The following is a 24,238-nucleotide window of genomic DNA, read 5'->3' on the forward strand; positions in this document are numbered from 1 at the left end:
ATGTGTCTTTCGGTCCCGGCAAAGATTTCGAAAATTCTTCCCGACGATATGGCGATCGTGTCCATCGATGGGGTTAGCTTGGAAATATCGATCGCTCTCGTCGAGGAGCTCGATGTCGGCGACAACGTTCTTGTCCATGTCGGCTACGCGCTATCCAAGATCGACCCGACAGAAGCCAAGCGCACGTTGGAGCTCCTGCAGGAACTAGGCAGTGCAGGGCGGGAACCCCGATCATGAAATATGCCGATGAATTTCGTGACAAGACCATCGCACAGGGGCTCGCGCGGGCGATTGGCGCCGAAGCCGGTCCGCGACGGGCTTACCGGTTCATGGAATTCTGCGGCGGGCACACTCATGCGATCTCCCGCTACGGCCTCGAGGATTTGTTGCCTGCGAATGTTCGCATGATCCACGGGCCCGGTTGTCCAGTCTGCGTTCTGCCCGCGAGCCGGATCGACATGGCGGTCCGGCTCGCCGAGCGTCCGGAGGTCACTCTGTGCGTGTATGGCGACCTGATGCGCGCGCCCGGGTCGCAGGGGCAGTCCCTGATGCGCGCCAAAGCGCTCGGCGCAGACATTCGGATGGTCTATTCGACGCTCGACGCTATCCGGCTCGCCGAACAGGTGCCAACCAGGGAGGTGGTCTTCTTTGCCATCGGATTTGAGACCACGACGCCCCCGACGGCGGTGATGGTCCGGATTGCCGAAAAGAAGCGGCTGAGGGGCCTCAGCGTGTTCTGCAACCACGTGCTTACGCCCTCTGCGATGCACAGCATTCTCGAGAACCCGAAGATGCGCAACATCGGTGGGGTCGCAATCGATGGCTTCGTCGGTCCTGCACATGTCAGTACGATCATCGGTACGCAGCCTTACGAGCCCCTAGTGGAACAATTCGGTAAGCCGATCGTCATCGCGGGATTTGAACCGCTCGACGTGATGCAGGCAATCCTGATGCTGGTGCGGCAGGTGAACGAAGGCCGCTACGAGGTGGAGAACCAATACAGCCGTGCGGTGACGCGCCAAGGCAATCGTCGCGCCAAGGACGAGGTCTCGCAGGTATTCGAACTGCGTGAACAGTTCGAGTGGCGAGGGCTTGGGCTCGTCCCCAACAGCGGACTGAAGCTGAAGCGGGCTTATGCCGGATTTGATGCCGAGGCGCGCTTTGCGATGCACGAACTGCGTGTCGCCGACAATCCGGCATGCGAGTGCTGCGCGATCCTGCGCGGCGCCAAGCGGCCGGTTGACTGCAAGCTGTTTGGAACCGTCTGCACGCCGGAAACACCCGTTGGGTCCTGCATGGTTTCCTCGGAAGGCGCCTGTGCTGCGTATTGGACCTACGGCCGAGTTCGCGATGATCAGGTGAGGCGGTTGTCATGAGCGTCAAGGATTATCATGGCAAGCTCGACGTCGAGAACGGACGTGTTGATCTTTCCCACGGATCTGGGGGGCGCGCCATGGCACAATTGATCTCCGGCCTTTTTCACCAAGCCTTCGGTAATGAATGGCTCGCCCGCTGCAATGATCAGTCGGCGTTTGAGGTTGCGGCAGGCAGGATGGTGATGACGACCGACGGCTATGTGGTCTCGCCACTGTTTTTTCCTGGCGGCAATATCGGGTCATTGGCTGTGCACGGCACGATCAATGATGTCGTGATGGCCGGCGCGCGTCCGCTCTATCTGTCAGCTAGCTTCATCATCGAGGAGGGTTTTCGGTTTTCGGATCTAAGGACGATTGCGCAGTCGATGGGCGCGGCGGCGCGCGGTGCCGGCGTTTACATCATCACTGGGGATACCAAGGTCGTCGAGCGCGGCAAGGCGGATGGGTTGTTCATCTCTACGACCGGGATCGGGGTTCTGGCCGATGGGCTCGATCTGTCCGCCGACAAAGCAAGGATCGGGGACCGTGTGCTGGTGTCGGGCAGCCTTGGCGATCATGGGGTGGCGATCATGTCAACGCGCCAGAACGCCGCTCTTCAAGTTGAGATCGTCTCGGATTCCGCATCGCTGCATGACTTGGTGGCCGTCATGGTGGCGGCTGGCGGGCGCGGCATCCACGTGATGCGTGACCCCACGCGCGGCGGTCTTGCCGCCACCCTCAACGAGATTGCGCATCAATCTGGCCTCGGGTTCCGTCTGCAGGAAGCGGCCATTCCGGTAAAGCCCGCTGTTGCGGCAACCTGCGAACTCCTTGGGCTTGATCCGATCCATGTCGCTAATGAGGGCAAGCTCGTTGCGATCGTCGCGCCTGGTGTAGCTGATGCCGTGCTTGCGGCCATGAAGGGGCATCCGCTCGGATGCGATGCAGCCGATATTGGCGAGGCCGTAGCTGACGATCACAAATTTGTGCAAGTGGCGACCAGTTTTGGCGGCGGAAGAATTGTCGATTGGTTGTCAGGCGAACAATTGCCTCGGATCTGTTGAACACGCCACGCGCATTTGCGGGGAGCATGAGGGAACGATGATTAGCTCAGCGAGCATGCTCGTCTCAATACGCTTCGCATCTGCTTGTTTGAAATCCTGCGTAGCTAGTCCAAGATCGCTGAATTCCTGCGCCATTTAGGCGCCAGCCTCGCAATATCGTTGCGCTCTTGCGATTAAAAAACCCCTCTAGGCAGGGAGTTTTCAAATGAAGGTCGGAGTCCCCAAGGAAATCAAGGCGCACGAATATCGCGTGGGCCTTACCCCTGGAGCCGTCCGCGAATATGTGGCAGCGGGCCACCGCGTGATGATCGAGGCCAATGCCGGCGCCGGCATTGGTGCAACCGATGACGATTATCGCGCCGCCGGCGCAACGATTCTCGATTCCGCAGGCGAGGTATTTGCATCGAGCGAGATGATCGTAAAGGTTAAGGAGCCTCAACCGTCCGAATGGAGCCAGCTGCGGGAGAGCCAGATCCTCTTCACTTACCTGCATCTGGCGCCGGACCCGGAGCAGGCCAAGGGGCTCCTGAAATCTGGGTGCACCGCGATCGCTTATGAGACCGTAACTGATGCCCATGGTGGTCTTCCACTGCTGGCGCCGATGAGCGAGGTCGCGGGTAGGCTTGCGATCGAAGCTGCGGGTAGTGCGCTGAAGCGCAGTGCAGGCGGACGAGGGCTGTTGATCGGTGGAGTGCCCGGTGTTCAGCCGGCTCGGATCGTGGTGATCGGAGGCGGCGTCGTCGGCACGCACGCCGCACGCATGGCGGTCGGTTTGGGCGCGGAGGTCACCATCATCGACCGTTCGATACCCCGGCTCCGCGAGTTGGACGAGCTATTCGAAGGGCGCGTTCGTACCAGATTTTCCACCATCGAATCCTTGGAGGAGGAGGTATTTGCGGCCGATGTGGTCATTGGTGCGGTGCTCGTTCCAGGAGCGAGCGCGCCGAAGCTGGTCCGCCGGAGCATGCTGAGCTCAATGCGCAAAAGGGCGGTCATCGTCGATGTCGCTATCGATCAAGGCGGCTGCTTTGAGACATCGCACCCAACCACTCACGCTGATCCAACTTACGAAGTGGATGGCATCATTCACTACTGCGTCGCGAATATGCCCGGCGCTGTGCCGCTAACCTCGAGCCAGGCACTGAACAACGCCACGCTGCCGTTTGGTTTGGCTCTGGCCAACAAGGGCTTTTCCGCCGTGCTCGATAATCCGCACCTGCGCGCGGGCCTCAATGTCCATCGGGGCCGGCTGACTTACAAGGCGGTTGCCGAGAGTCTCGGGCTCCCCTTCTCTCCGATCGAACAGGCTGCGGCCTGATTCCCAGAGGCCCACACGGGCGTTTCCTCCCTGACTTGGGCCACCCTTCGGGGTGGCTTTTTTTCGGCAATTTCGATCTGCCGAGCCCCGCTGGCGTCTCTTCGGAGTACGGACCGAAGCCGAGGGGGCATCAGACGATCGCGCTTGGCTTTCGGTCGTCCCCGTGATGCCAGCCGAAGTAGTTCCGTCCTCTACAGGGAAAGCAGATTTTCCGGTAATCCGCGGGGATTAACATTGCCTGCCGCGGCTCGCCCAGAAGGACCGCGATCATCGAAGCGACCTTTATCTGCGCGATCGGGCACGACGTTTTTTGGCTGTGCTGTGGAGAGGCGAGCCGGGCTGACGAACGTGGCCTGATCGGCCGACCGCCGCCGGATCGACCCTGCGCTCCAACTATGCGTCGCGATCAAGCTGCCGTGAGGCCGATTGTAGCATTTGCGACAATCGTTGAGGCGGCGACATGCCTTGGAAAATAGCCGAGACAAATCAAGCCCAAGCTCTTTGGCATAAGACTTGAAAGCAAGAAGCGGTCCGCACTTTGCTTATGGAATCGCAGTAATGGCCTACAAGATAATCGCGTCCCAGTGCACCGTCTGTGGCGCGTGTGAGTTCGAATGTCCCAACGCGGCGATCAGCCTGAAGAACGATATATATGTGATCAATCCAGCCAAGTGCACTCAATGTGAGGGTCATTTTGACGCGCCGCAATGCGCTGTCGTTTGCCCAGTGCCCGACACCTGCGTGCCGGCATAAGAGGTCGCCGATGAGGGGAACTCCGGCGCAAAGCAGGATGAAGACTCTAGCGACGGCTCTCTGGGTTGGGGACCTGATTCTCTCACCCGCTGATCCCGCGTTGGCCATGACTTGCACGATCAGCTTGGAGGGTCGCGCTGGGCAATCGTCGTCGGCTAGAGTTTTCCGTGTGGGAGCGGAGTAGACAATGGTAGCTGTACAAGAGACGGTCGAGCGCGTCCGGCGCATCGACGTCGACCAGTATCGATATGGGTTTGAGACGCTGATCGAGTCCGACAAGGCCCCGAAGGGGCTGTCGGAAGACACCGTCCGCTTCATCTCCGCAAAGAAGAATGAACCGGCCTGGATGCTGGAATGGCGCCTGGAGGCGTATCGCCGCTGGCTGACCATGACCGAGCCGACCTGGGCGCGCGTCGACTATCCGAAGATCGACTACCAGGACATCTACTACTACGCGGCGCCGAAGCCGAAGAAGACGCTGTCCTCGATCGACGAGATCGATCCGGAAATCCTCAAGACCTACGAGAAGCTCGGCATCCCCCTGCGCGAGGTCGCGATCCTCGAGGGCGTCGAGCCGCCGCCTGGTGGTGAGCAGACGCCGAACCGCAAGATCGCGGTCGACGCCGTGTTCGATTCGGTCTCGGTTGCGACCACCTTCCAGAAGGAGCTGAAGGCGGCCGGCGTGATCTTCATGCCGATCTCGGAGGCGATCCGCGAGCATCCCGAGCTGGTGCAGAAATATCTCGGCACCGTGGTGCCGACCTCGGACAATTACTTCGCGACATTGAATTCGGCTGTGTTCTCCGACGGCTCGTTCGTCTACGTGCCGCCGGGCGTGCGCTGCCCGATGGAGTTGTCGACCTATTTCCGCATCAACGAGCGCAACACCGGCCAGTTCGAGCGCACGCTGATCATCGCCGACAAGGGCTCCTACGTCTCCTATCTCGAGGGCTGCACCGCGCCGCAGCGCGACGAGAACCAGCTGCACGCCGCCGTGGTCGAGCTCGTCACGCTCGACGATGCCGAGATCAAGTATTCGACGGTGCAGAACTGGTACCCGGGCAATTCGGAAGGCAAGGGCGGCATCTACAATTTCGTCACCAAGCGTGGCGACTGCCGTGGTCGCAATTCGAAGATCTCCTGGACCCAGGTCGAGACCGGTTCGGCGATCACCTGGAAATATCCGAGCTGCATCCTGCGCGGCGACAATTCGAGCGGCGAGTTCTACTCGATCGCGATCTCGAACGGTTTCCAGCAGGTCGACAGCGGCACCAAGATGATCCACCTCGGCAAGAACACGTCGAGCCGGATCATCTCCAAGGGCATCGCCGCCGGGAAGTCGCAGAACACTTATCGCGGCCTGGTCAGCGCCCATCGCAAGGCAACCGGCGCGCGCAACTACACCGCCTGCGACTCGCTTCTGATCGGCGACGAATGCGGCGCGCACACCGTGCCCTATGTCGAGGCCAAGAATTCCTCGGCGACGTTCGAGCATGAAGCGACGACGTCGAAGATTTCCGAGGACGTGCTGTTCTACTGCGTGCAGAGAGGCTTGAGCGAGCAACAGGCCACTGGCCTCGTCGTCAACGGTTTCGCGAAAGACGTGCTGCAAAAGTTGCCGATGGAATTTGCGGTGGAGGCGCAGAAGTTGATCTCTATCTCGCTCGAGGGATCCGTCGGGTAACTAAACGTTTCCGCGAGCCCTTGCGATTGCGGCTTGCGTTCTGGATGACGCATTTCAGGGGCAGGTTAAATGGCGCTACTCGAAGTCCGAGATTTGCATGTTGGTATCGAGGGCTGCGAAATTCTTCGCGGCCTCGATCTTGCGGTCAATGCGGGTGAGGTGCATGCAATCATGGGGCCGAACGGCTCCGGAAAGTCCACACTCAGTCACGTTATCTCCGGCAAGCCCGGCTATCAAGTTAGCGCTGGCCAAATCCTATTCAACGGTGAGGACCTGCTCGCGATGGAGGCAAGCGAGCGCGCGACTAGGGGCGTATTTCTTGCCTTCCAATATCCGGTGGAAATTCCCGGGGCGACCACCATGAACTTCCTGCGCGCGGCGCTGAACGCCCAGCGCAAGGCGCGAGCACAAACGGAATTCTCCACCCCCGATTTTATAAAACGCGTTCGCGAGGTTGCTAATTCGCTCAATATACCGCAAGGCATGCTCAAGCGCGGCCTCAATGTCGGATTTTCCGGCGGCGAGAAGAAACGCAACGAGATTCTGCAGATGGCGCTGCTCGAACCGAGCCTGTGCATCCTGGACGAGATAGATTCCGGTCTCGACATTGACGCGCTGCGGATTGTCGCGGGTGGCATCAACGCTCTGCGTTCGTCGGAGCGCGCGATGATTGTAATCAGCCACTATCGGCGGCTTCTCGACTACATCGTGCCGGACGTTATCCACGTGATGTCGAAAGGGCAGATAAGAAAGAGCGGCGGAAAAGAACTCGCGCTGGAGCTTGAGGCTTGTGGCTACGCACAATTCGAAGACGCGGCGTGACCGCGCACGAGATTTCCCGATGAAGCAGGTTGTGACCAAAACCGCCGCCGGGCGCGCAACGGACAATGTCTTTGCCGCGGCGCATGGACGGTTGCCTGGCTCCGGGCTCGTCGCTCATATCCGTGCGAGGGCGTTCGAAGCCTACGAGCGTGCCGGCCTCCCGCAACGCATCGAGGCCTGGAAATACACCGATCTGCGCGCGCTGATGGGCGCGGTCCTGCCGCTCGCTCCGCGACCCGATGCGGCTGCGCTGGTGCGCGCAGCGGCGTCGGTTAAGCAAACAGCAGTCGATCGGGCGGTCAAACTCGTCTTGGTGGATGGTGTATTCGTACCGGAGCTTTCTGATGTGGACAGTCTGGAAGACGGGGTCGCTGTGCGGTCGCTCCGAGAGGTCCTGGAAGATACGACCGACAGTGCGATGGCCGGCCTGGTGCTGTCGACGACGACTGATGCGGTGATCTCGCTCAATGCGGCAATGGCGACCGATGGCTTCGTGATTACGATCGCTGACGGCGAAGCGGTGAAGCGTCCGATTCAGATCGTTCACGTCACGACCGGATCGTTGGTGTCCAACTTCACGCGTTCCTATCTGCAACTTGGCCAAGGCGCGCATGCGGCCTTAGTGGAGAGTTTCGTCTCGGCTGAAGGCGCGAGCGGCTATCAGACCAACGATGCGACAATTGCCCTGGTTGGTGACGAGGCGAACCTGTCGCATATCCGACTGGCGGCCGACGCCGCTGACGCCGTGCATATCTCATCAAGCATCATCGCGGTCGGCGCAAAAGCGAAGCTCGATTTCTTCAGCATGACTTGTAGCGGCTCCGTCAGTCGCTACCAGGGATTCGTCACGCTGACTGGCGAGGGATCCAAGCTCTCGGCGAACGCCGTCAATCTCATCAGGCACAAGCAGCATGTCGACACGACAATGGTCGTCGATCACGCCGTGCCACATTGCACCAGTCGGGAGAAGTTCCGTGCGGTGATCGACGAATGCGGCCGTTCGGTGCTCCAAGGCCGGATTGTCGTTCGTCCTGGCGCGCAGAAGACGGACGCCACGCTGACGACGCGGGCGCTGCTTCTGTCCGACGAGGCCCGGGCCGACAACAAGCCCGAACTCGAAATCTTGGCCGACGACGTGACTTGCGGCCACGGATCGACGTCAGGTGCGCTGGACGGTGCACTCGTATTTTATCTGCGTGCTCGCGGTCTATCCGAAAAGGACGCGCAGGCGTTGCTGATTGGAGCATTCCTGGGCGAGGCGATTGAGGAAATCGTCCCCGAGAGCCTGCGCGATTTTGTGACCGCGCAAACTGAACACTGGATGCAGGCGCGGAGATGAGCGTGCATCCCGCGATGAGCAATGGCAGGTACGAGGTCAACCGTCTGCGTGCGGACTTTCCTGCGCTGAGCATGACGGTTTATGGCAGGCCGCTGGTCTATCTCGACAATGCCGCCTCGGCTCAGAAGCCGAAGGCGGTACTTGACCGCATGATGCAGGTCTACTCAAGCGAATATGCCAACGTTCATCGCGGTTTGCACTACCTCGCTAACGCTGCGACCGAGGCGTATGAAGGCGCGCGTGCCAAGCTGGCGCAATTTGTGAACGCCCGTCTAAACGAAGAGATCATCTTCACCCGCAGCGCCACCGAGGCAATCAATCTGGTCGCCCAGACCTTCGGCCGTGAACGCGTCACCCCGGGGGATGAGATCGTTCTCTCGATGATGGAACATCATTCCAACATCGTGCCGTGGCATTTTCTCAGAGAGCGCCACGGCGCGGTGATCAAATGGGCACCAGTGGATGATGACGGCAACTTCCTGCTGGATGCCTTTGAGCAGCTCCTGACCCGGCGCACCAAGATGGTTGCGATCACACAAATGTCGAATGCTCTGGGGACCGTCTTACCGGTAAAGGAGGTGGTGAGGATCGCTCATGCTCGCGGTATCCCCGTGCTGATCGATGGTTCGCAAGGATGCGTCCATCTGAACGCCGACGTCTGCGACATCGATTGCGATTTCTACGTGATGACGGGCCACAAACTCTATGGTCCGACCGGCATCGGCGTGCTCTACGGCAAATCTGAGCATCTGGCGTTGATGCCACCCTTCAATGGCGGGGGCGAAATGATCCGTGAGGTCTCACGTACCGGCGTCATCTATGGTGATCCGCCGCACCGCTTCGAGGCGGGTACGCCACCGATCGTCGAGGCGGTCGGTCTGGGGGCGGCTGTGGACTACATCAATTCAATAGGCAAGAAGCAGATCCGCGAGCACGAAAGCGCACTGCTTGCTTACGCTCAGCAGCAGCTGGCGGACATCAACTCCGTGCGCTTGATCGGCACACCAGCCGAGAAGGGGCCGATCATCTCCTTTGATATGAAGGGTGCGCATGCGCATGATATTGCCACCGTCATCGACCGCGCAGGTGTGGCGGTGCGGGCAGGGGCCCATTGCGCGATGCCGCTGCTCAAGCGCTTCGGTGTTCTGGCGACATGCCGTGCGTCCTTCGGCCTCTACAACACACGTGAAGAGATTGATACGCTCGTCGGTGCGCTCATCAAGGCGCGGCAGCTGTTCTCGTGAGACGGCGAGTGGGCCACGTCTAAGTGGCTAGGGAGCTTGCATCGAACTCGGCGGGCGATGACGTCATGCACAAGACCATCATCGTCTTCGCTGAAGGTAAGCATCCGTCGTGCCCGGCAGCATAGATGGTATTGGCAAGCCGGAGCCGCGAGCCACCCACTCGTCCATGTTAGCGGCCGTCCCGCCGCGCGCGATCGCAAAATCTTGCAATCGGCGGCAACTGCGCGTCTTCGAGAACTGCGCGGCGCAACTTGGCGCATAGCCGGCACTTGTTCCATTTCGAACAGGGTCAACGAAGAAGTCTCCGCGCAAAGCGCGATGTCGCGTTCGCAACAACAACCAGCCTCATCGGACGGGCCGCGCTAACTGTGTCTATTTGTTCTGGTTTTTGCGCTCCCGACGGACTGGCATGCTCGTTGCAAAAGTCTTGGTCAGCAAGAAGCACTTCCAACCGCTAACCCTTGAAGGACATCAGCATGAGTCTCGCCACGACCCAGAGCATTGCAGAAATCAGGGCTCGTAACAAACAGCTGATCGACGAGGTGCTGAAGGTCTATCCAGAGAAGACCGCGAAGCGGCGTGCCAAGCATCTCAACGTTCACCAGTCCGGGAAGTCCGATTGCGGAGTCAAGTCCAACATAAAATCCATACCTGGTGTGATGACAATCAGAGGCTGCGCCTATGCAGGATCCAAGGGGGTGGTCTGGGGGCCGATCAAGGACATGGTCCATATCAGCCACGGCCCGGTTGGCTGCGGCCAGTATTCGTGGGGCTCGCGTCGTAACTATTACGTTGGCACAACGGGCATCGATAGTTTTGTAACCCTGCAATTCACCTCCGATTTCCAGGAGAAGGACATCGTATTCGGTGGCGACAAGAAGCTGGTCAAAGTCCTTGACGAAATCCAGGAGCTTTTCCCGCTCAACCACGGCATCACCATCCAATCGGAATGCCCGATCGGATTGATCGGGGACGACATCGAGGCCGTGTCAAGGTCGAAATCCAAGGAATATGGTGGCAAGACCATCGTGCCTGTCCGCTGTGAGGGCTTTCGCGGCGTGTCGCAGTCGCTTGGCCACCACATCGCCAACGACGCGGTGCGCGATTGGATTTTCGACAAGCTCGACCCCGACGGCAAACCAAAGTTCGAGCCGACGCCCTACGATGTTGCGATCATTGGTGACTACAATATCGGCGGCGACGCCTGGTCATCGCGAATTCTGCTGGAGGAAATGGGCCTGCGGGTGATTGCACAGTGGTCCGGCGACGGTTCACTCGCCGAGCTCGAAGCAACGCCGAAGGCGAAGCTCAACATTCTGCATTGCTACCGTTCGATGAACTACATCTCGCGTCATATGGAGGAGAAGTTCGGTATCCCCTGGTGCGAGTACAACTTCTTCGGACCTTCAAAGATCGCAGAATCGCTGCGCAAGATTGCCGGCTATTTCGACGACAAGATCAAGGAGGGTGCCGAGCGGGTGATCGAAAAGTACCAGCCGCTGGTGAACGCCGTGATCGCAAAATATCGCCCGCGCCTGCAGGGCAAGACGGTGATGCTGTACGTCGGCGGGCTTCGTCCGCGTCATGTGATTGGCGCCTACGAGGACCTCGGCATGGAAGTCGTGGGAACCGGATACGAGTTCGGTCATAACGACGACTATCAGCGCACCGCACAGCATTATGTAAAGGACAGCACGCTCATCTACGACGATGTCAACGGCTATGAGTTCGAGCGCTTCGTGGAAAAGCTCCAGCCTGATCTGGTCGGCTCGGGCATCAAGGAAAAGTACGTTTTCCAAAAGATGGGTGTGCCGTTCCGGCAGATGCATTCCTGGGACTATTCGGGCCCATATCACGGCTATGACGGCTTTGCGATCTTTGCGCGCGACATGGACATGGCTGTCAACTCGCCGATCTGGAAGAAGATGAAGGCACCTTGGAAGGAAGCCTCGAAAGCCAAGCTCTTGGCTGCAGAGTAACAAGCACTTGGTTTCACAATAGAGCAACCGATCCCGCTCTCTGCGGAGAGTTGGGCGATATCAATTTCGATAGTGAAGGATCCTAACATGGCGCAGAGTGCAGAACATGTGCTCGATCATCTCGAACTGTTCCGCGGTCCAGAATACCAACAAATGCTGGCCGACAAGAAGTTGTTCGAAAATCCCCGCGATCCTGCCGAGGTCGAACGTATCAAGGAATGGACGAAAACCCCCGAATATCGCGAAAAGAATTTCGCGCGGGAGGCGCTTGCGGTAAATCCGGCCAAAGCCTGCCAGCCGCTTGGCGCCGTTTTCGTCTCAGTCGGTTTTGAGGGCACGCTGCCCTTCGTCCATGGCTCGCAAGGCTGCGTGGCCTATTACCGCAGCCATCTGTCGCGGCACTTTAAGGAGCCGAGCTCCTGCGTGTCTTCGTCGATGACGGAAGACGCCGCTGTGTTCGGGGGGCTGAACAATATGATCGACGGCCTCGCCAACAGCTATAACATGTACAAACCCAAGATGATTGCGGTCTCGACGACCTGCATGGCTGAGGTAATCGGCGATGACCTCAACGCCTTCATCAAGACGTCGAAGGAAAAAGGCTCGGTTCCGGCAGAGTTCGACGTGCCGTTCGCACATACGCCGGCGTTCGTCGGCAGCCACGTCACGGGCTACGACAACGCACTCAAGGGCATTCTCGAGCATTTTTGGGACGGCAAGGCCGGAACGGCGCCGAAGCTGGAGCGCAAGCCAAATGAGGCAATCAACATCATCGGCGGCTTTGATGGCAATACCGTTGGAAATCTTCGCGAGATCAAGCGAATCTTGGCATTGATGGGCATCGAACATACGATTCTCGCCGATAACTCTGAAGTCTTCGATACCCCGACCGACGGCGAGTTCCGGATGTATGACGGCGGCACCACGCTGGAAGACGCGGCGAACGCGATTCACGCCAAGGCGACAATCTCCATGCAGCAATGGTGTACGGAAAAAACGCTGCCGTTCGTGTCCGAGCATGGCCAGGACGTCGTGTCTTTCAATTACCCGGTCGGTGTGTCCGCAACAGATGATTTTCTCGTGGCGTTATCACGCATCAGCGGCAAGGAGATTCCGGAGGAGCTCGCGCGAGAGCGTGGCCGCTTGGTTGATGCCATCGCGGACTCCAGCGCGCATATCCATGGCAAGAAGTTCGCGATCTATGGCGATCCTGATCTCTGCTATGGGTTGGCTGCCTTTCTGCTCGAACTCGGCGCCGAACCGACCCATGTGCTGTCCACCAATGGCAACAAGGCGTGGCAGGAAAAAATGCAGGCGCTGTTTGCAAGCTCGCCATTTGGTCAGGCCTGCCAAGCCTATCCGGGGCGGGACCTCTGGCACATGCGCTCGCTCTTGTTCACGGAGCCGGTTGACTTTCTGATTGGCAATACACACGGCAAGTACCTGGAACGGGACACGGGAACGCCACTAATCCGCATCGGGTTTCCAATTTTTGATCGGCATCACCATCACCGCTCCCCCGTGTGGGGCTATCAGGGCGGCCTGAATGTACTGGTGAAGATCCTCGACAAGATCTTCGACGAAATCGACAAGAAGACCAATGTTCTTGGCAAGACTGACTATAGCTTCGACATCATTCGTTGATGGCGGAGAGTGCGCGTGCCATCGCCGGAACACTCGCCGATGGCGCGCGTGCAAGATGGTCGGCAGAGAGTTGCTTTCGCAGAGAGGAAAAAGCTGATGAGTTCGCTAGCGGCCACGGTCCAGGATATCTTCAGCGAGCCGGGCTGCGCCAAGAATGGCAATAAGTCGGAGGCTGAGCGCAAGAAGGGTTGCACCAAGCAACTGCAGCCGGGCGGCGCTGCGGGCGGGTGTGCCTTCGACGGCGCCAAGATTGCGCTGCAGCCCTTTACCGACGTCGCTCACCTCGTGCATGGTCCGATCGCATGCGAAGGCAATTCTTGGGACAATCGCGGCGCGGCGTCCTCCGGCTCTAGTCTGTGGCGCACGGCATTCACAACCGATATGAGCGAAACCGATATCGTATTTGGGGGCGAGAAGCGGCTCTGCAAAGCGATCAAAGAGATCATCGACAAGCGCGACCCGCCCGCAATCTTCGTCTATCAGACCTGCATCCCGGCCATGATCGGCGACGATATCAACGCGGTCTGCAAGGCGGCGTCTCAAAGGTTCGGCAAGCCGGTGATTCCGATCAATTCCCCGGGGTTCGTTGGTTCCAAGAACCTCGGTAACAAGCTCGCCGGCGAGGCCTTGCTCGACTATGTAATCGGAACGCAGGAGCCGGACTACGCCACGCCGTACGATGTAAACCTGATCGGAGAATTTAATCTCTCGGGAGAGCTCTGGCAGGTAAAGCCGTTGTTCGAAGAGCTTGGCATCCGGATTCTGTCTTGCATCTCGGGCGATGGCAAATATCGCGAAGTCGCTTCATCCCATCGCGCACGGGCAGCGATGCTGGTGTGCTCGAAGGCCATGGTCAACGTCGCACGCAAGATGGAGGAACGCTACGGGATCCCGTTCTTCGAAGGGTCATTCTACGGTATTCAGGATTCGAGCTATTCGCTGCGCCAGATTGCCCGCTTATTGGTTGAACGTGGCGCGCCGCAAGAGCTGCTCGGGCGCACCGAAGCGGTGATCGCACGCGAGGAGGCGAGAGCGTGGGCTGCGATCGAGCCGTACAAGCCACGATTCAAAGGCAAGAAGGCTTTATTGATTACCGGCGGCGTCAAGTCATGGTCGGTCGTTGCGGCGCTACAGGAAGCCGGCCTTGAAATGGTCGGAACCAGTGTGAAGAAGTCGACGAGGGAGGACAAGGAACGCATCAAGCTGCTCATGGGGCAAGATGCCCACATGATCGAGGATATGACGCCGCGCGAAATGTACAGAATGCTGAAGAACGCCAAGGCGGACATCATGCTCTCGGGCGGCAAATCGCAGTTCGTTGCATTGAAGGCGGCGATGCCTTGGCTCGATGTCAACCAGGAGCGTTGCCACGCCTATATGGGTTATGTCGGAATGGTCAAGCTGGTGGAGGAGATCGCTAAGTCGCTCTCTAACCCGATGTGGGACCAGCTACGTCGACCGGCGCCATGGGAGGCTTTGGCCAACGCGATGTTGCAGATGCAATCGCCGGTGGCGGCGATCGCGCGCGATCCGGCGCTCGCCGAAGCGGCGCGGCGAGCGAGAAAGATCTGCTCCTGTAACACGGTCGATCTCGGCACGATCGAAGATGCGATCTACGCGCATGGCCTGAGGAGCGTCGAGGCAGTCAGAAATCACACCAATGCCGTCGGTGGCTGCTGCAAGCGACGCATCGAGGACGTCCTGGCGTCCGCGCCGCCCGCCGGGCTGCAGGCCGCCGAATAGGAAGGTGTCATGGCCATCGCGACGTTGCCGACAAAAGCATGCGCGGTTAACCCGTTGAAGATGAGCCAGCCGATCGGCGGCGCATTTGCGTTCATGGGGCTAAGCGGGGCGATGCCGCTTTTGCACGGCTCACAAGGTTGCACCTCCTTCGGGCTCACCCTCTTTGTGCGGCATTTCAAGGAGGCTGTACCGCTGCAGACCACTGCGATGAGCGAGGTCGCGACCGTGCTCGGCGGCTATGAGAATCTCGAGCAGGCGATACTCAATATCTACAATCGTACCAAGCCAAAGATCATCGGAATCTGCTCGACCGGTGTCACCGAGACCAATGGAGACGATGTCGATGCCTACCTCAAGCTGATCCGGGACAAGCATCCGCAGCTTGCGAAATTACCGCTGGTTTATGTCTCGACGCCTGATTTCAAGGGGGCGTTCCAGGACGGCTGGGAGAAGGCCGTGGCGAGCATTGTGGAGTTGCTGGTGGAAGGGCCAAACGTCAATGGCCTGCGCGATCCATCGAGGGTGAATGTTCTTCCAGGATGCCACCTCACGCCGGGTGATCTTGATGAACTTCGTGCCATCCTGGAGGATTTTGGGTTGCGGCCGTCCTTCCTGCCTGATCTGGCGGGGTCGCTCGACGGGCATATCCCTGATGACTTTACCCCAACGACCATCGGCGGCATCGGCGTGGACGAAATCGCGAGCATGGGCCGCGCAGGGTGGACTATCGCGATAGGCGGGCAGATGCGGCGAGCAGCAGAGGTCATGCAGGCCAGGACCGGCGTGCCATTTCGCCTGTTCGAACGGTTATGCGGTCTCGGTCCGAACGACGAATTCGTGACTTTTCTGAGCGAGATCAGCGGCCGCCCCGTGCCATCGAAATATCGGCGCCAGCGCGGCCAGCTCACTGACGCAATGCTGGACGCGCACTTCCATATTGGTGGTCGCAAACTTGCAATCGCGGCCGAGCCAGACCTGCTGTTCGACCTGTCCAGTATGCTGCACGAGATGGGCGCGCAGGTGAGCGCGGCGGTGACGACCACGCAGTCGGCGGTGATCGAGCGGATCAAGACCAAGGAGGTGCTGATCGGCGATCTTGAGGATCTGGAAGAGCTAGCCAGAACAAAGCATTGCGACCTGCTGATCACGCATTCGCATGGCAGGCAAGCGGCGGCTCGGCTGAAAATCCCGTTCTATCGAGCCGGTTTTCCGATGTTCGATCGGCTTGGTGCAGGGCACCAGCTATCCGTCGGTTATCGTGGTACGCGCGCTCTGATCTTTGATATCGCCAATCTTGTGATCGCGGACCGCGAGGAGAATCATCAGCCGACGCCCGATAGATGGAGGCCTTTGGCGGCACTGCCGCTAACGTCGGGCCACCGCAGCGCAGCTGAGAGGTCGACTGCATGAAGGTCGCATTCGCCACGCAAGACCTAAGACGCGTCGATGCCCATTTTGGGTGGGCAAAGAATATCGCTATCTACGATGTCGCGCCAAACGGGCACGTGTTTCTCAAAGCGGTTGAGTTCGAAGGAGATCTCAAGGAAGACGGCAACGACGACAAGCTGGCGCCGAAGATCGAGGCGATCAAAGATTGCGCGATCCTGTACGTTGCCGCCATCGGCGGTGCCGGTGCTGCGCGGGTCGTGGCCAACAACATCCATCCTATCAAGGTGAACAAGCCAGAAAACATCCTAGCGCTGCTCGAAAAGCTCGAGCGCGTATTGAACGGCACGCCGCCGCCGTGGCTACGCAAGGCCTTGGCGAAGGACCAACGGCGCACATTCGAGTTCGACGAATGAGGTGAGATGACCGAGGCCACAGAAATGGCGCAGCAGGGCGACGCCCTCGATTCCCCGTTCCTCAAGGAACTGGTCAAGATATGGCGCGCTCAGGATACCTACGAAGCCTGGGAGGCCAAGAGCGATTTCGAGCTGCTTGAACCCTATATCTTGGACAAGGAGAAGCGACGGGCACTGCCGATTGTCGGCGATCCTGATCCCGACACGCTGTGGCGGCTGGAGCTGTTCTTCAATGCAGTCGCACTCTCGATCGAGAGGGCTACCGGCGTGATGATCCAGCCGATGCTGAAGATGCATCATGAAGGTTTTGGCCGCATGGTGCTGATCGGGGGGCGGCTGATCGCCGTGAACAGGCAGCTGCGCGATATGCATCGCTTCGGCTTCGATAACCTCGCAAAGCTCGCGCAGGAGGGTGACAAATATGTCAGGGGCGGAATCGACTTGATTCGGAAATTTCCGGACGTGGCAAACTATTGAGGGCATTCATGAGCGATCGTGAACTACTGAAGGCGGAGCTAAAGAAACTTTCGGCCAAAGCGCTCCAGGCCAAAATGGATCTGCACGACCTCTCGGAAGAACTTCCCATCAACTGGACATCGATCATGGTGGTGGCGCAGAAGGCGCATGATGCCTATGCCGAACTCGAACGCAAGAGCCATGATTTGAAGGCGCTGGAAGTTAACTAGAGGAGGCCGATTCATGTCATTTGCAACGCGTGATGGCCGCGACTGGACGCCGGACTACTTGATCTCGATAGATGCCAACAAGTGCATCGGCTGTGGCCGGTGTTTCAAGGTGTGCGGTCGAGATGTCATGACGTTGAGGGGGATCAACGAAAGTGGCGAACTTGTCGACCTCGACAATGACGATGACGATGACGACGAAATTGAAAAGAAGATCATGGTTTTGAATGATCAGGGCGCCTGCATCGGCTGCGGAGCCTGCGCCAGAGTTTGCCCGGCCAGTTGTCAGACCCACGGATCAGCCGCAACCGAAGCTGCGTAAGCCGAAGGCCGGGTCTGTCCCTACGGCAGGCGTGCGGCATGTAGCGGGCGAGAGCCATTGCTGGTCGCGTGCAACACGGGCGTGAAGATCAGGCCGGCCTGCGCTGATAGTCTCGATGGTCTAGACGACCTGCCGCGGCCCGACGATGCCGCTGCACCGAACGGCGGGGACAGCGCAACAGCGCGTCACGAAATGGTCGATATCGGCAGCACACGACTAAAACGCACAGAACTGGAAAACGAGAGCGTAAGGGCGGGCCGGTCCTCGATAGACGTGTGCATTTGTTCAAGTATCTGATCAAACCCCCAGCCTGCAAGTGCTCTAATGAAAGGCGATCGCGCGTGTGGCGATGAGTGGCCAGTCCTTGAGGGATGGACCATCGTCATATGACGTAATGTGCACTCACCGAATGCAATTCGATGAGTTGCGCGTGCGGCGAATGCGCGCGGAGCGCCTGGTCGTAGCGTGCGAGGCGGACAGAGGCTTTGCGCTATCTGGGTCAGCTTGCGGTAAGCTAGGCTGTGTATTCTAGTCGGCAGAGCTTGCGCGGCACGAGCTCAACAGCGTGGAAATTTGCCGATAGGAGAGCGATCTGATGTATGGCAGAATCGTTGGCTCATCGAGCCCGTCCACAGGCGCCAGCCAAGCTGATGAAGCGGGAGAGGCGGGGGACAGCTCGCATTTTACGGAAATGGTTGCAGGCGTCGGTTCAAGTGGGGCGTCGCCGGCGCGATACTCTCTGGAATCCAATCCGCCCATTTCCGAGATCGATCGCTCTTCCTTCAATGACGGACTGTGGAGATTTCTGGGTTCTGATATCCAGAGCATCGCAAGTAGCCGGGAAGAGTACTCGGATTTCGTATCCAAGAAAGCTGAGCGCGCAGCAACGGTCGCTGGAAGCTATCTCCACACCTACGATGATCTGTCCAGGCCAGCGAAATTTTTCAGCTATAAATTGGGTGACGAAACGGTCGGCCTCTTAAGAGTGGGAGGTCCGGTTCGGATCAAAGGAGACGCCTTCCGGAACCAGTTTGGCCGCAACGATCTGACGTCTGTGGTAGACCTTCGGGTGACACATCCCCTGGTCGAGAATGCGGGCGATATTCTGCTGGAACATCAACTGAGAATTGATGCGCGCAACGGCGCTGAGCCGCTGATCTTGTCAAAACCAGCCTTAGGCGGGATGGAACCCCGCCTGGCGGAAATGGGTTTTGTTCACGTGGGGCGAAACCACTGGGTGCTTGATCCTCACCAGCATCCGGAAGTGTGGACCAAGAATGAGAACGATGAGTGGCAGCGAGTAGGCAAGCCTACAAAGTACCTCGCCAAGGCAGGGGATGGTGATAGCGCGACCCAAGCGCCTCGCCAGTTTGACTCTTCTGACGAAGATGATTCGACAGAATACTACTACTTGGAGCGCGCCCTTGCGGGGCTGCACACAGAGTAGAGCAGCTGTAAGTCGCGGGAGCCGGCAGGAAATGGCTGGCGTTTCGTGGATTGCGCGCGCCAGCGAAGGCTATGGCCTGATGAGGCGCACGCTCCCGGTGTGCGCCCAAGGATGATTTTGGCGGTGACCGCGGTTACCGCCAACAGCGGGCACGCCGACTTTAAGGCGTGCCTCGCTGCCAGCTATTAGATCGACTGCAGCAACGACGCGTGCGGCGTTGTTAGCTGGCGGTCAATGCGGCGTCTGCGGAGCATTCAGCAGTCCCTGCATTTTCGACGGTCTTGGTTGAAATGCATCATTCTCATCAGTCAAGCTGCGCGGGCCCGCAAACGCGAGCACATCTATGCACATGCGAAGATCGAGAATACAAAGAGACGGTGTGCTTCGTCACATGCCGTAGACAGCCGCACCATTCCGCAGTGCGATGCGACTCGCCTGACTGTGGACGAAAGCGGAACCTTCGAAAGGCTAGAAGATCAATGCTTGCGCGGGATTCGTCTCATCATGCACCAACGCGAGTGAGTTGTTGTACAGGCGAGCTTGTACGTCTCGAGTGCTACAATGCGGAGCCAATCTGGCGCGCTCCTACGGTTGTCGCATTGTTGATACAGGTGATATGAAGCGTGTCGTCGTAATCGACGAGCAATGAACGCAGTCAGACGCCATTTACGCGATTTGCGGTCTTAGCGACATTCCAAGCCGCCGGGCCATGGGATTCCGTCTTATGATCGTCGATCACGACGGCAATCAGCGGCCGTGGTCTATCGTTGTGGTGCGCTGGGGCAAGACGGTGCTCGGTTATCTCAATAGATGCCCGCACAACGGCGTTAATTTGGACTGGGAGCGGAACGAGTTCCTCGATCCATACGGCGTCCGGCTGATGTGCGGTAAACACGGATCGACCTTCGAACTTGGCACTGGCCGGTGCGTCGAAGGTCCGTGCAAGGGCAGAGCGCTCACGCCGATCGCCTTGACAGTTCTGGATGGTGATATCTGTGTCGTCGGCGTGCGTCTTGTCGAAGACGATACGCCTTTTGATGAATGAAGCCAGCGCTCAGACCGGCCGATTTTCGTTTCGATTCTTCACGGGTTCCATCCTCTTCAGCCCATCTTCGTACGAGATCTCATCACAGGACAGATCCAGATTCTTTGCCGCATCGAGCAGGTAATCCAGCTTGCCACCTGAATCGAGCTTCTTGATGTCGTCCTTGTTGATTCCGACCAGGTCCATCATCTCCTTCCAAACTGTGGACTCGTCGCACGGAAGGACGTGGAAAGTGGCATCGCCAAGCCTGACTCGGTATTTCGCCAGCAGATCTATGTTGTTGCAGAACATGAAGTAGCTGCCGTCGGGGCTTAACGCGCCGTCCAGCACGCCTGCAACGTCGGCAAGATAGGCGAAGGAATGCAGATAGCCGGCTAGCACCGGAATGGTTCGCTCTCCATCATGGGCGATGGTCAAAACTTGTTCGATCGAATAGTCCGGCGGCCGCTTCTCGTCCGCGACCTGGGTTTGGAATTTCAGTGCGACGTCACCGCGAAAGCCGAACCGCCCAGGCTTAATGGTCCCGCCTTTGAATACGGCATTGAGCAGGCGACCCTCCTTCTCAAGTCTGCCGAGTGCGGTGTTCTCGATTGCAGTCATTAGAACGTTCCTCGATCTAAGCGTTTCACCAACGCTTCGGCGTCGGTGCGAGATGCAATGCAAATTGCTTGCCGCCCATGTGCAGCGGTCTGCGGCATAGCCGGGAAGGAAAAGGCGTGAAATGGGCACCGACAGCCTGAAGCAGCCTTGTCCGAAATTCGACACGAGTACCAAAGTCAACAGGCGTGGCCCGAAAAGGCAAGCATCATCAAATGTCTGCACGCTGGCACATGACTTGCCAAGAGCACGCAGTCCTAAGCAGATGAAGGATAAGCCATGATCAACCTGACGGATAGCGCGGTGAATGCGGTCAAGAGTGCGATTTCATCATCGACACAGCCAGCTGGCGGCCTGCGCATTATGGTCGAGGCAGGCGGCTGCAACGGGTTCAAATACACGATGGGTCTGGTTGAGGAACCGAAGCCCGACGACAAAGTGATTGAGTGCGGTGACCTGAAGGTGTTTGTCGACGACAAGAGCCATCAACATCTGGTCGGAACAACCATCGACTTCGTGATGGCGCTGGAGAGCTCAGGCTTCACCTTTCACAACCCGAACGCCACCTCGAGCTGCTCCTGCGGAAAATCGTTCAGCTGATATGAAAGAGACATCAAGCATGCTGGCCGAATCAGAGCAACTCAGGCAATTGCAGGCCGCCGTGAACGGCCGAAAACCGCGCATTCGCGCCGTACTCGAGGAGATCCGACCCATTCTGCAACGGGGTGACGGCAGTCGAGTGATCCGGATCGGTGGCAGCAGGAACGTGGTCAGCGTTGGTGGCAGCGCGTTTTGCGAGCTTTTGAGCGGATCGTTGGAAGGCATGCAGGCGCGGCTTGTCGAGAGACTCGGCGAATTCGTCCGTTTCATCCCGGTTGCTGCAGCAGCCAAGGCGTGAGATTGAGTGGGGGATCAGGTGCCGATTTATCTCGATAACAACGCGACGACGCGGACTGATCCGTCCGTCGTGCAAGCCATGTTGCCTTACTTCACCGAGCGATTCGGCAATGCCTCATCCAGCCACGCCTTTGGCGGCGAGGCCGCAACCGCGCTGAAGCAGGCGCGCCGTAGCTTGCAGGATCTGTTGGGGAATGCCGACGATCATGAGATCATTTTTACCTCAGGTGGGACCGAGGCAAATAATGCTGCCATCCTCTCGGCGCTTGCGAGCCAGGAAGGCCGTGACGAGATCGTTACCACCTCGGTTGAGCACTCCGCCATCCTTTCGCTGGTCGAGCAATTGGCGCCGAAAGGCGTCAAGACACATATCATACCGGTAGATTCCCGCGGCCGGCTCGACATCGAGGCGTTTCGCTGCGCGCTCGGGCCCCGCACGGCGATCGTCTCGACCATGTGGGCCAATAACGAGACCGGTACGATTTTTCCCGTGGAGTTTCTGGCCGGGTTGACCCGTGAGGCAGGCGCGCTGTTTCACACCGATGCGGTCCAGGCCGTCGGTAAGGAACGCGTCGACCTGAAGGACAGTGCGATCGACATGCTGTCGCTTTCGGCGCACAAGCTGCATGGCCCAAAAGGGATTGGCGCGCTCTATCTGCGCAAAGGGACAAAATTCCGGCCGCTGATCTGGGGTGGATCGCAGGAACGTCGGCGCCGCGGCGGTACTGAGAATATCCCCGGCATCGTTGGTCTTGGAAAAGCTGCGGAGCTGGCGGTGGAGCGGCTCGAGCCGGAGCGTGTTCGCATTGGTGCGTTGCGCGACCGCCTGGAGCAGGGGATTTTGCGCAGCGGCGAGTGCGCGGTGCTCGGCGATGCTAGCAATCGGCTAACCAACACGGCCAATATCGCGTTCGATGATCTTGAAAGCGAAGCAATCGTCCATCATCTCAATCGTGCGGGCATTGCAGTGTCGCTGGGAGCAGCCTGCAAGTCCGGCTCAATGGAGCCATCGCATGTTCTGCGCGCCATGCGGGTGCCGGAGCGGAGTATGCGCGGCGCGGTGCGCTTTTCTCTGTCGCGTGAAACCTCTGTTGCGGAGGTCGATGAGGTCGTGTGCGTACTATCCGACATCGTGGCTCGCCTGCGCGCCAATTTGCGGGGATCGGCCAGTCTGCCCAGCTATGCGCGGCAGTCGAGGGAGTTGAGCTCGTGAAGATCATGATTCGCCGCGCTCCGGACTCGGGCCTGTCGATCTACGTGCCGAAAAAGGATCTCGAAGAGTCGATCGTGGAATCCGAGCACGAGACGCTATGGGGCGGCTGGATCAAAATAGCCAATGGCTGGGTGCTCGATTTACCGCAGATGGCTAGCGATACGCGCTTGCCGGTGACGATCAACGCCAAGAAACGAGGTGAAAACGGTGACGATCCGTGAATGCGCCCGTGCAAATCGATTTTGTCAACGCAACCGATGCTAAGGCCATTCTCGCGGACGTTGCTGCCGGGCTGAGGGCCGCGAGCATTGTTCCCTATATCGGTCCTGGCCTTGCCGAACTGTCCAGACCCGATGTGCCGACGACGCCTGAGGCGTTATCTGCTTTCTTCGCCAGCAAGGTCGCGTTGCCGCGACGGGCCAAGAGCAATGCATGGGCCGCGGCGCAGCACATCGAAATCAACAAACATCGCTCCACCGTGACGGCATTGATGGCGCAGGCCTTTGCTCGGCCGGTCGAGCCGACCGCCTTGCACGATCATCTTGCGTCTCTGTCGCTGCCCGTCATAGTCGATACATGGTATGATGGCGCGATGCGCGGGGCGTTGGATAAGCGCGATGGATGGGGCGAAGTGCAGGGTATCACCCGCGCCAGCATTGGCGAGAATCGCTGGTATCGCTTTTATGACTCGATTGGCCAAGAGGTCGACGGTGTCGTGGCGGATGGCTGGGCGACGGTGCTGTACAAGCCGCATGGCGGTGTGCAGCCGGCAAAGAACTTCCTGATCTCCGACGCGGACTATGTCGAGGTGCTGACCGAAGTCGACATCCAGACACCGATTCCGGACATCATCAAGGAAAGGCGGATCGGACAGAGCTTTCTCTTCATCGGCTGTCGGTTCAACGACCAGCTGTTGCGTAGCTATGCCCGGCAAATCATCAAGCGTACAGCCAAAACCCACTATGCGATCGTTGATCTGGATGCGCTCTCACGCAATGAGCTCCGCTTTCTGCGCGAGCAGGGCCTGACGCCGCTTGCGATTGGATTGCCTCGCGCAGTCGAGATACTGCTCACCCATTAGCGCGTTGCGAAGCCGGACCGCCAGCTCGCATCGGCCTATTGTCAGATGCCGTATCGCATCAAGGTCAACGGGGAAGGAGCCGGGATCGCGCATGCTTGGCGTTTGAATGAATGCACCCGCCGTGGAGCTCGGCGGCAGGAATACGACGTGCTTGTTGGCTTTCAAACACGCGCATGGTTGCTGTTCTTGCATTCGGTTGCGTTGCT

General features: G+C 58.8%; 25 protein-coding genes. 24 read left to right on the top strand and 1 reads right to left on the bottom strand.

Annotation, left to right across the window (positions count from 1 at the left end):
- The 19 genes from XI02_RS09935 (at position 1) to XI02_RS10025 (ending at position 20,244) form a co-directional block, all read left to right on the top strand.
- A complete protein-coding gene (locus XI02_RS09935) occupies positions 1-237 on the top strand; it encodes a HypC/HybG/HupF family hydrogenase formation chaperone (RefSeq protein WP_075968855.1) in 237 nt (78 codons plus the stop codon).
- Complete coding sequence (gene hypD, locus XI02_RS09940; RefSeq protein WP_016846852.1) at positions 234-1,376, top strand: hydrogenase formation protein HypD; 1,143 nt, start codon at positions 234-236, stop codon at positions 1,374-1,376. The genes XI02_RS09935 and hypD overlap by 4 nt, the downstream gene beginning before the upstream one ends.
- A complete protein-coding gene (hypE, locus tag XI02_RS09945; protein ID WP_016846853.1) occupies positions 1,373-2,419 on the top strand; it encodes a hydrogenase expression/formation protein HypE in 1,047 nt (348 codons plus the stop codon). Before hypD ends, hypE begins: the two co-directional genes overlap by 4 nt.
- Before the next feature lie 205 nt (positions 2,420-2,624).
- Positions 2,625-3,737 carry an alanine dehydrogenase gene (ald, locus tag XI02_RS09950; protein ID WP_016846854.1) on the top strand — a complete coding sequence of 371 codons (1,113 nt, stop codon included), beginning with the start codon at positions 2,625-2,627 and terminating at the stop codon, positions 3,735-3,737.
- A 558-nt stretch (positions 3,738-4,295) separates the two neighbouring features.
- Complete coding sequence (locus XI02_RS09955) at positions 4,296-4,490, top strand: 4Fe-4S binding protein (protein WP_075968854.1); 195 nt, start codon at positions 4,296-4,298, stop codon at positions 4,488-4,490.
- 187 nt (positions 4,491-4,677) lie between these two features.
- Positions 4,678-6,174 (top strand): Fe-S cluster assembly protein SufB, encoded by a 1,497-nt coding sequence (gene sufB, locus XI02_RS09960; RefSeq protein WP_194483392.1) that lies wholly within the window; start codon positions 4,678-4,680, stop codon positions 6,172-6,174.
- A gap of 69 nt (positions 6,175-6,243) precedes the next feature.
- Positions 6,244-6,996 (top strand): Fe-S cluster assembly ATPase SufC, encoded by a 753-nt coding sequence (gene sufC / locus XI02_RS09965; RefSeq protein WP_028343124.1) that lies wholly within the window; start codon positions 6,244-6,246, stop codon positions 6,994-6,996.
- A 19-nt stretch (positions 6,997-7,015) separates the two neighbouring features.
- Positions 7,016-8,335, top strand: a complete 1,320-nt coding sequence (gene sufD, locus XI02_RS09970) for a Fe-S cluster assembly protein SufD (RefSeq protein WP_016848149.1) — start codon at positions 7,016-7,018, stop codon at positions 8,333-8,335.
- Positions 8,332-9,579 (top strand): cysteine desulfurase, encoded by a 1,248-nt coding sequence (locus XI02_RS09975; protein ID WP_016848150.1) that lies wholly within the window; start codon positions 8,332-8,334, stop codon positions 9,577-9,579. Before sufD ends, XI02_RS09975 begins: the two co-directional genes overlap by 4 nt.
- Positions 9,580-10,055: 476 nt before the next feature.
- Positions 10,056-11,558, top strand: a complete 1,503-nt coding sequence (nifD, locus tag XI02_RS09980; RefSeq protein WP_026192298.1) for a nitrogenase molybdenum-iron protein alpha chain — start codon at positions 10,056-10,058, stop codon at positions 11,556-11,558.
- A gap of 87 nt (positions 11,559-11,645) precedes the next feature.
- Entirely contained in the window at positions 11,646-13,202 is a 1,557-nt protein-coding gene (gene nifK / locus XI02_RS09985) for a nitrogenase molybdenum-iron protein subunit beta (protein ID WP_018269909.1), read from the top strand.
- 96 nt (positions 13,203-13,298) lie between these two features.
- Entirely contained in the window at positions 13,299-14,945 is a 1,647-nt protein-coding gene (gene nifE, locus XI02_RS09990) for a nitrogenase iron-molybdenum cofactor biosynthesis protein NifE (protein WP_016848155.1), read from the top strand.
- Between the two features lie 9 nt (positions 14,946-14,954).
- The gene (gene nifN / locus XI02_RS09995) at positions 14,955-16,355 is read left to right on the top strand and encodes a nitrogenase iron-molybdenum cofactor biosynthesis protein NifN (RefSeq protein WP_026192299.1); all 1,401 of its coding nucleotides are present in this window, start codon (positions 14,955-14,957) and stop codon (positions 16,353-16,355) included.
- Positions 16,352-16,747, top strand: a complete 396-nt coding sequence (gene nifX, locus XI02_RS10000; protein ID WP_016848157.1) for a nitrogen fixation protein NifX — start codon at positions 16,352-16,354, stop codon at positions 16,745-16,747. Before nifN ends, nifX begins: the two co-directional genes overlap by 4 nt.
- 6 nt (positions 16,748-16,753) lie before the next feature.
- Positions 16,754-17,224, top strand: coding sequence for a NifX-associated nitrogen fixation protein (locus XI02_RS10005; RefSeq protein ID WP_016848158.1), 471 nt, complete (start codon positions 16,754-16,756; stop codon positions 17,222-17,224).
- Positions 17,225-17,232: 8 nt separating this feature from the next.
- On the top strand, positions 17,233-17,433 hold the full coding sequence (locus tag XI02_RS10010; RefSeq protein WP_016848159.1) for a CCE_0567 family metalloprotein: 201 nt from the start codon (positions 17,233-17,235) through the stop codon (positions 17,431-17,433).
- A 13-nt stretch (positions 17,434-17,446) separates the two neighbouring features.
- Positions 17,447-17,752: a ferredoxin III, nif-specific gene (gene fdxB / locus XI02_RS10015; protein WP_016848160.1), complete on the top strand. Its 306-nt coding sequence runs from the start codon at positions 17,447-17,449 to the stop codon at positions 17,750-17,752.
- A 595-nt stretch (positions 17,753-18,347) separates the two neighbouring features.
- Positions 18,348-19,199, top strand: a complete 852-nt coding sequence (locus XI02_RS10020) for a hypothetical protein (RefSeq protein WP_016848161.1) — start codon at positions 18,348-18,350, stop codon at positions 19,197-19,199.
- A gap of 709 nt (positions 19,200-19,908) precedes the next feature.
- The gene (locus XI02_RS10025) at positions 19,909-20,244 is read left to right on the top strand and encodes a Rieske 2Fe-2S domain-containing protein (RefSeq protein WP_018269915.1); all 336 of its coding nucleotides are present in this window, start codon (positions 19,909-19,911) and stop codon (positions 20,242-20,244) included.
- Positions 20,245-20,253: 9 nt separating this feature from the next.
- Here XI02_RS10025 and XI02_RS10030 read toward each other — a convergent pair whose 3' ends face one another.
- Complete coding sequence (locus XI02_RS10030) at positions 20,254-20,844, bottom strand: hypothetical protein (RefSeq protein WP_016848163.1); 591 nt, start codon at positions 20,842-20,844, stop codon at positions 20,254-20,256.
- A 276-nt stretch (positions 20,845-21,120) separates the two neighbouring features.
- Here XI02_RS10030 and XI02_RS10035 point away from each other — a divergent pair, with 276 nt between their 5' ends.
- The 5 genes from XI02_RS10035 to XI02_RS10055 all read left to right on the top strand — a co-directional run bounded on the left by XI02_RS10035 (position 21,121) and on the right by XI02_RS10055 (position 24,032).
- Positions 21,121-21,441 (top strand): iron-sulfur cluster assembly accessory protein, encoded by a 321-nt coding sequence (locus tag XI02_RS10035; RefSeq protein WP_028343127.1) that lies wholly within the window; start codon positions 21,121-21,123, stop codon positions 21,439-21,441.
- 19 nt (positions 21,442-21,460) lie between these two features.
- Positions 21,461-21,739: a hypothetical protein gene (locus XI02_RS10040; RefSeq protein ID WP_016848165.1), complete on the top strand. Its 279-nt coding sequence runs from the start codon at positions 21,461-21,463 to the stop codon at positions 21,737-21,739.
- Positions 21,740-21,817: 78 nt separating this feature from the next.
- On the top strand, positions 21,818-22,951 hold the full coding sequence (locus XI02_RS10045) for an aminotransferase class V-fold PLP-dependent enzyme (RefSeq protein WP_240537188.1): 1,134 nt from the start codon (positions 21,818-21,820) through the stop codon (positions 22,949-22,951).
- The gene (nifT, locus tag XI02_RS10050; protein ID WP_016848167.1) at positions 22,948-23,172 is read left to right on the top strand and encodes a putative nitrogen fixation protein NifT; all 225 of its coding nucleotides are present in this window, start codon (positions 22,948-22,950) and stop codon (positions 23,170-23,172) included. The genes XI02_RS10045 and nifT overlap by 4 nt, the downstream gene beginning before the upstream one ends.
- Positions 23,169-24,032: an SIR2 family protein gene (locus XI02_RS10055; protein ID WP_016848168.1), complete on the top strand. Its 864-nt coding sequence runs from the start codon at positions 23,169-23,171 to the stop codon at positions 24,030-24,032. Before nifT ends, XI02_RS10055 begins: the two co-directional genes overlap by 4 nt.
- Positions 24,033-24,238 lie beyond the last annotated feature (206 nt).

The organism is Bradyrhizobium sp. CCBAU 21365 (assembly GCF_015291305.1).
In the GTDB taxonomy this organism is placed as follows: Bacteria; Pseudomonadota; Alphaproteobacteria; order Rhizobiales; family Xanthobacteraceae; genus Bradyrhizobium; species Bradyrhizobium elkanii.

Coding starts and splice junctions, on each gene's coding strand:
- XI02_RS09935 (WP_075968855.1), top strand. CDS start 1: ATGTGTCTTTCGGTCCCGGCAAAGATTTCGAAAATTCTTCCCGACGAT.
- hypD (WP_016846852.1), top strand. CDS start 234: ATGAAATATGCCGATGAATTTCGTGACAAGACCATCGCACAGGGGCTC.
- hypE (WP_016846853.1), top strand. CDS start 1,373: ATGAGCGTCAAGGATTATCATGGCAAGCTCGACGTCGAGAACGGACGT.
- ald (WP_016846854.1), top strand. CDS start 2,625: ATGAAGGTCGGAGTCCCCAAGGAAATCAAGGCGCACGAATATCGCGTG.
- XI02_RS09955 (WP_075968854.1), top strand. CDS start 4,296: ATGGCCTACAAGATAATCGCGTCCCAGTGCACCGTCTGTGGCGCGTGT.
- sufB (WP_194483392.1), top strand. CDS start 4,678: ATGGTAGCTGTACAAGAGACGGTCGAGCGCGTCCGGCGCATCGACGTC.
- sufC (WP_028343124.1), top strand. CDS start 6,244: ATGGCGCTACTCGAAGTCCGAGATTTGCATGTTGGTATCGAGGGCTGC.
- sufD (WP_016848149.1), top strand. CDS start 7,016: ATGAAGCAGGTTGTGACCAAAACCGCCGCCGGGCGCGCAACGGACAAT.
- XI02_RS09975 (WP_016848150.1), top strand. CDS start 8,332: ATGAGCGTGCATCCCGCGATGAGCAATGGCAGGTACGAGGTCAACCGT.
- nifD (WP_026192298.1), top strand. CDS start 10,056: ATGAGTCTCGCCACGACCCAGAGCATTGCAGAAATCAGGGCTCGTAAC.
- nifK (WP_018269909.1), top strand. CDS start 11,646: ATGGCGCAGAGTGCAGAACATGTGCTCGATCATCTCGAACTGTTCCGC.
- nifE (WP_016848155.1), top strand. CDS start 13,299: ATGAGTTCGCTAGCGGCCACGGTCCAGGATATCTTCAGCGAGCCGGGC.
- nifN (WP_026192299.1), top strand. CDS start 14,955: ATGGCCATCGCGACGTTGCCGACAAAAGCATGCGCGGTTAACCCGTTG.
- nifX (WP_016848157.1), top strand. CDS start 16,352: ATGAAGGTCGCATTCGCCACGCAAGACCTAAGACGCGTCGATGCCCAT.
- XI02_RS10005 (WP_016848158.1), top strand. CDS start 16,754: ATGACCGAGGCCACAGAAATGGCGCAGCAGGGCGACGCCCTCGATTCC.
- XI02_RS10010 (WP_016848159.1), top strand. CDS start 17,233: ATGAGCGATCGTGAACTACTGAAGGCGGAGCTAAAGAAACTTTCGGCC.
- fdxB (WP_016848160.1), top strand. CDS start 17,447: ATGTCATTTGCAACGCGTGATGGCCGCGACTGGACGCCGGACTACTTG.
- XI02_RS10020 (WP_016848161.1), top strand. CDS start 18,348: ATGTATGGCAGAATCGTTGGCTCATCGAGCCCGTCCACAGGCGCCAGC.
- XI02_RS10025 (WP_018269915.1), top strand. CDS start 19,909: ATGGGATTCCGTCTTATGATCGTCGATCACGACGGCAATCAGCGGCCG.
- XI02_RS10030 (WP_016848163.1), bottom strand. CDS start 20,844: ATGACTGCAATCGAGAACACCGCACTCGGCAGACTTGAGAAGGAGGGT.
- XI02_RS10035 (WP_028343127.1), top strand. CDS start 21,121: ATGATCAACCTGACGGATAGCGCGGTGAATGCGGTCAAGAGTGCGATT.
- XI02_RS10040 (WP_016848165.1), top strand. CDS start 21,461: ATGCTGGCCGAATCAGAGCAACTCAGGCAATTGCAGGCCGCCGTGAAC.
- XI02_RS10045 (WP_240537188.1), top strand. CDS start 21,818: ATGTTGCCTTACTTCACCGAGCGATTCGGCAATGCCTCATCCAGCCAC.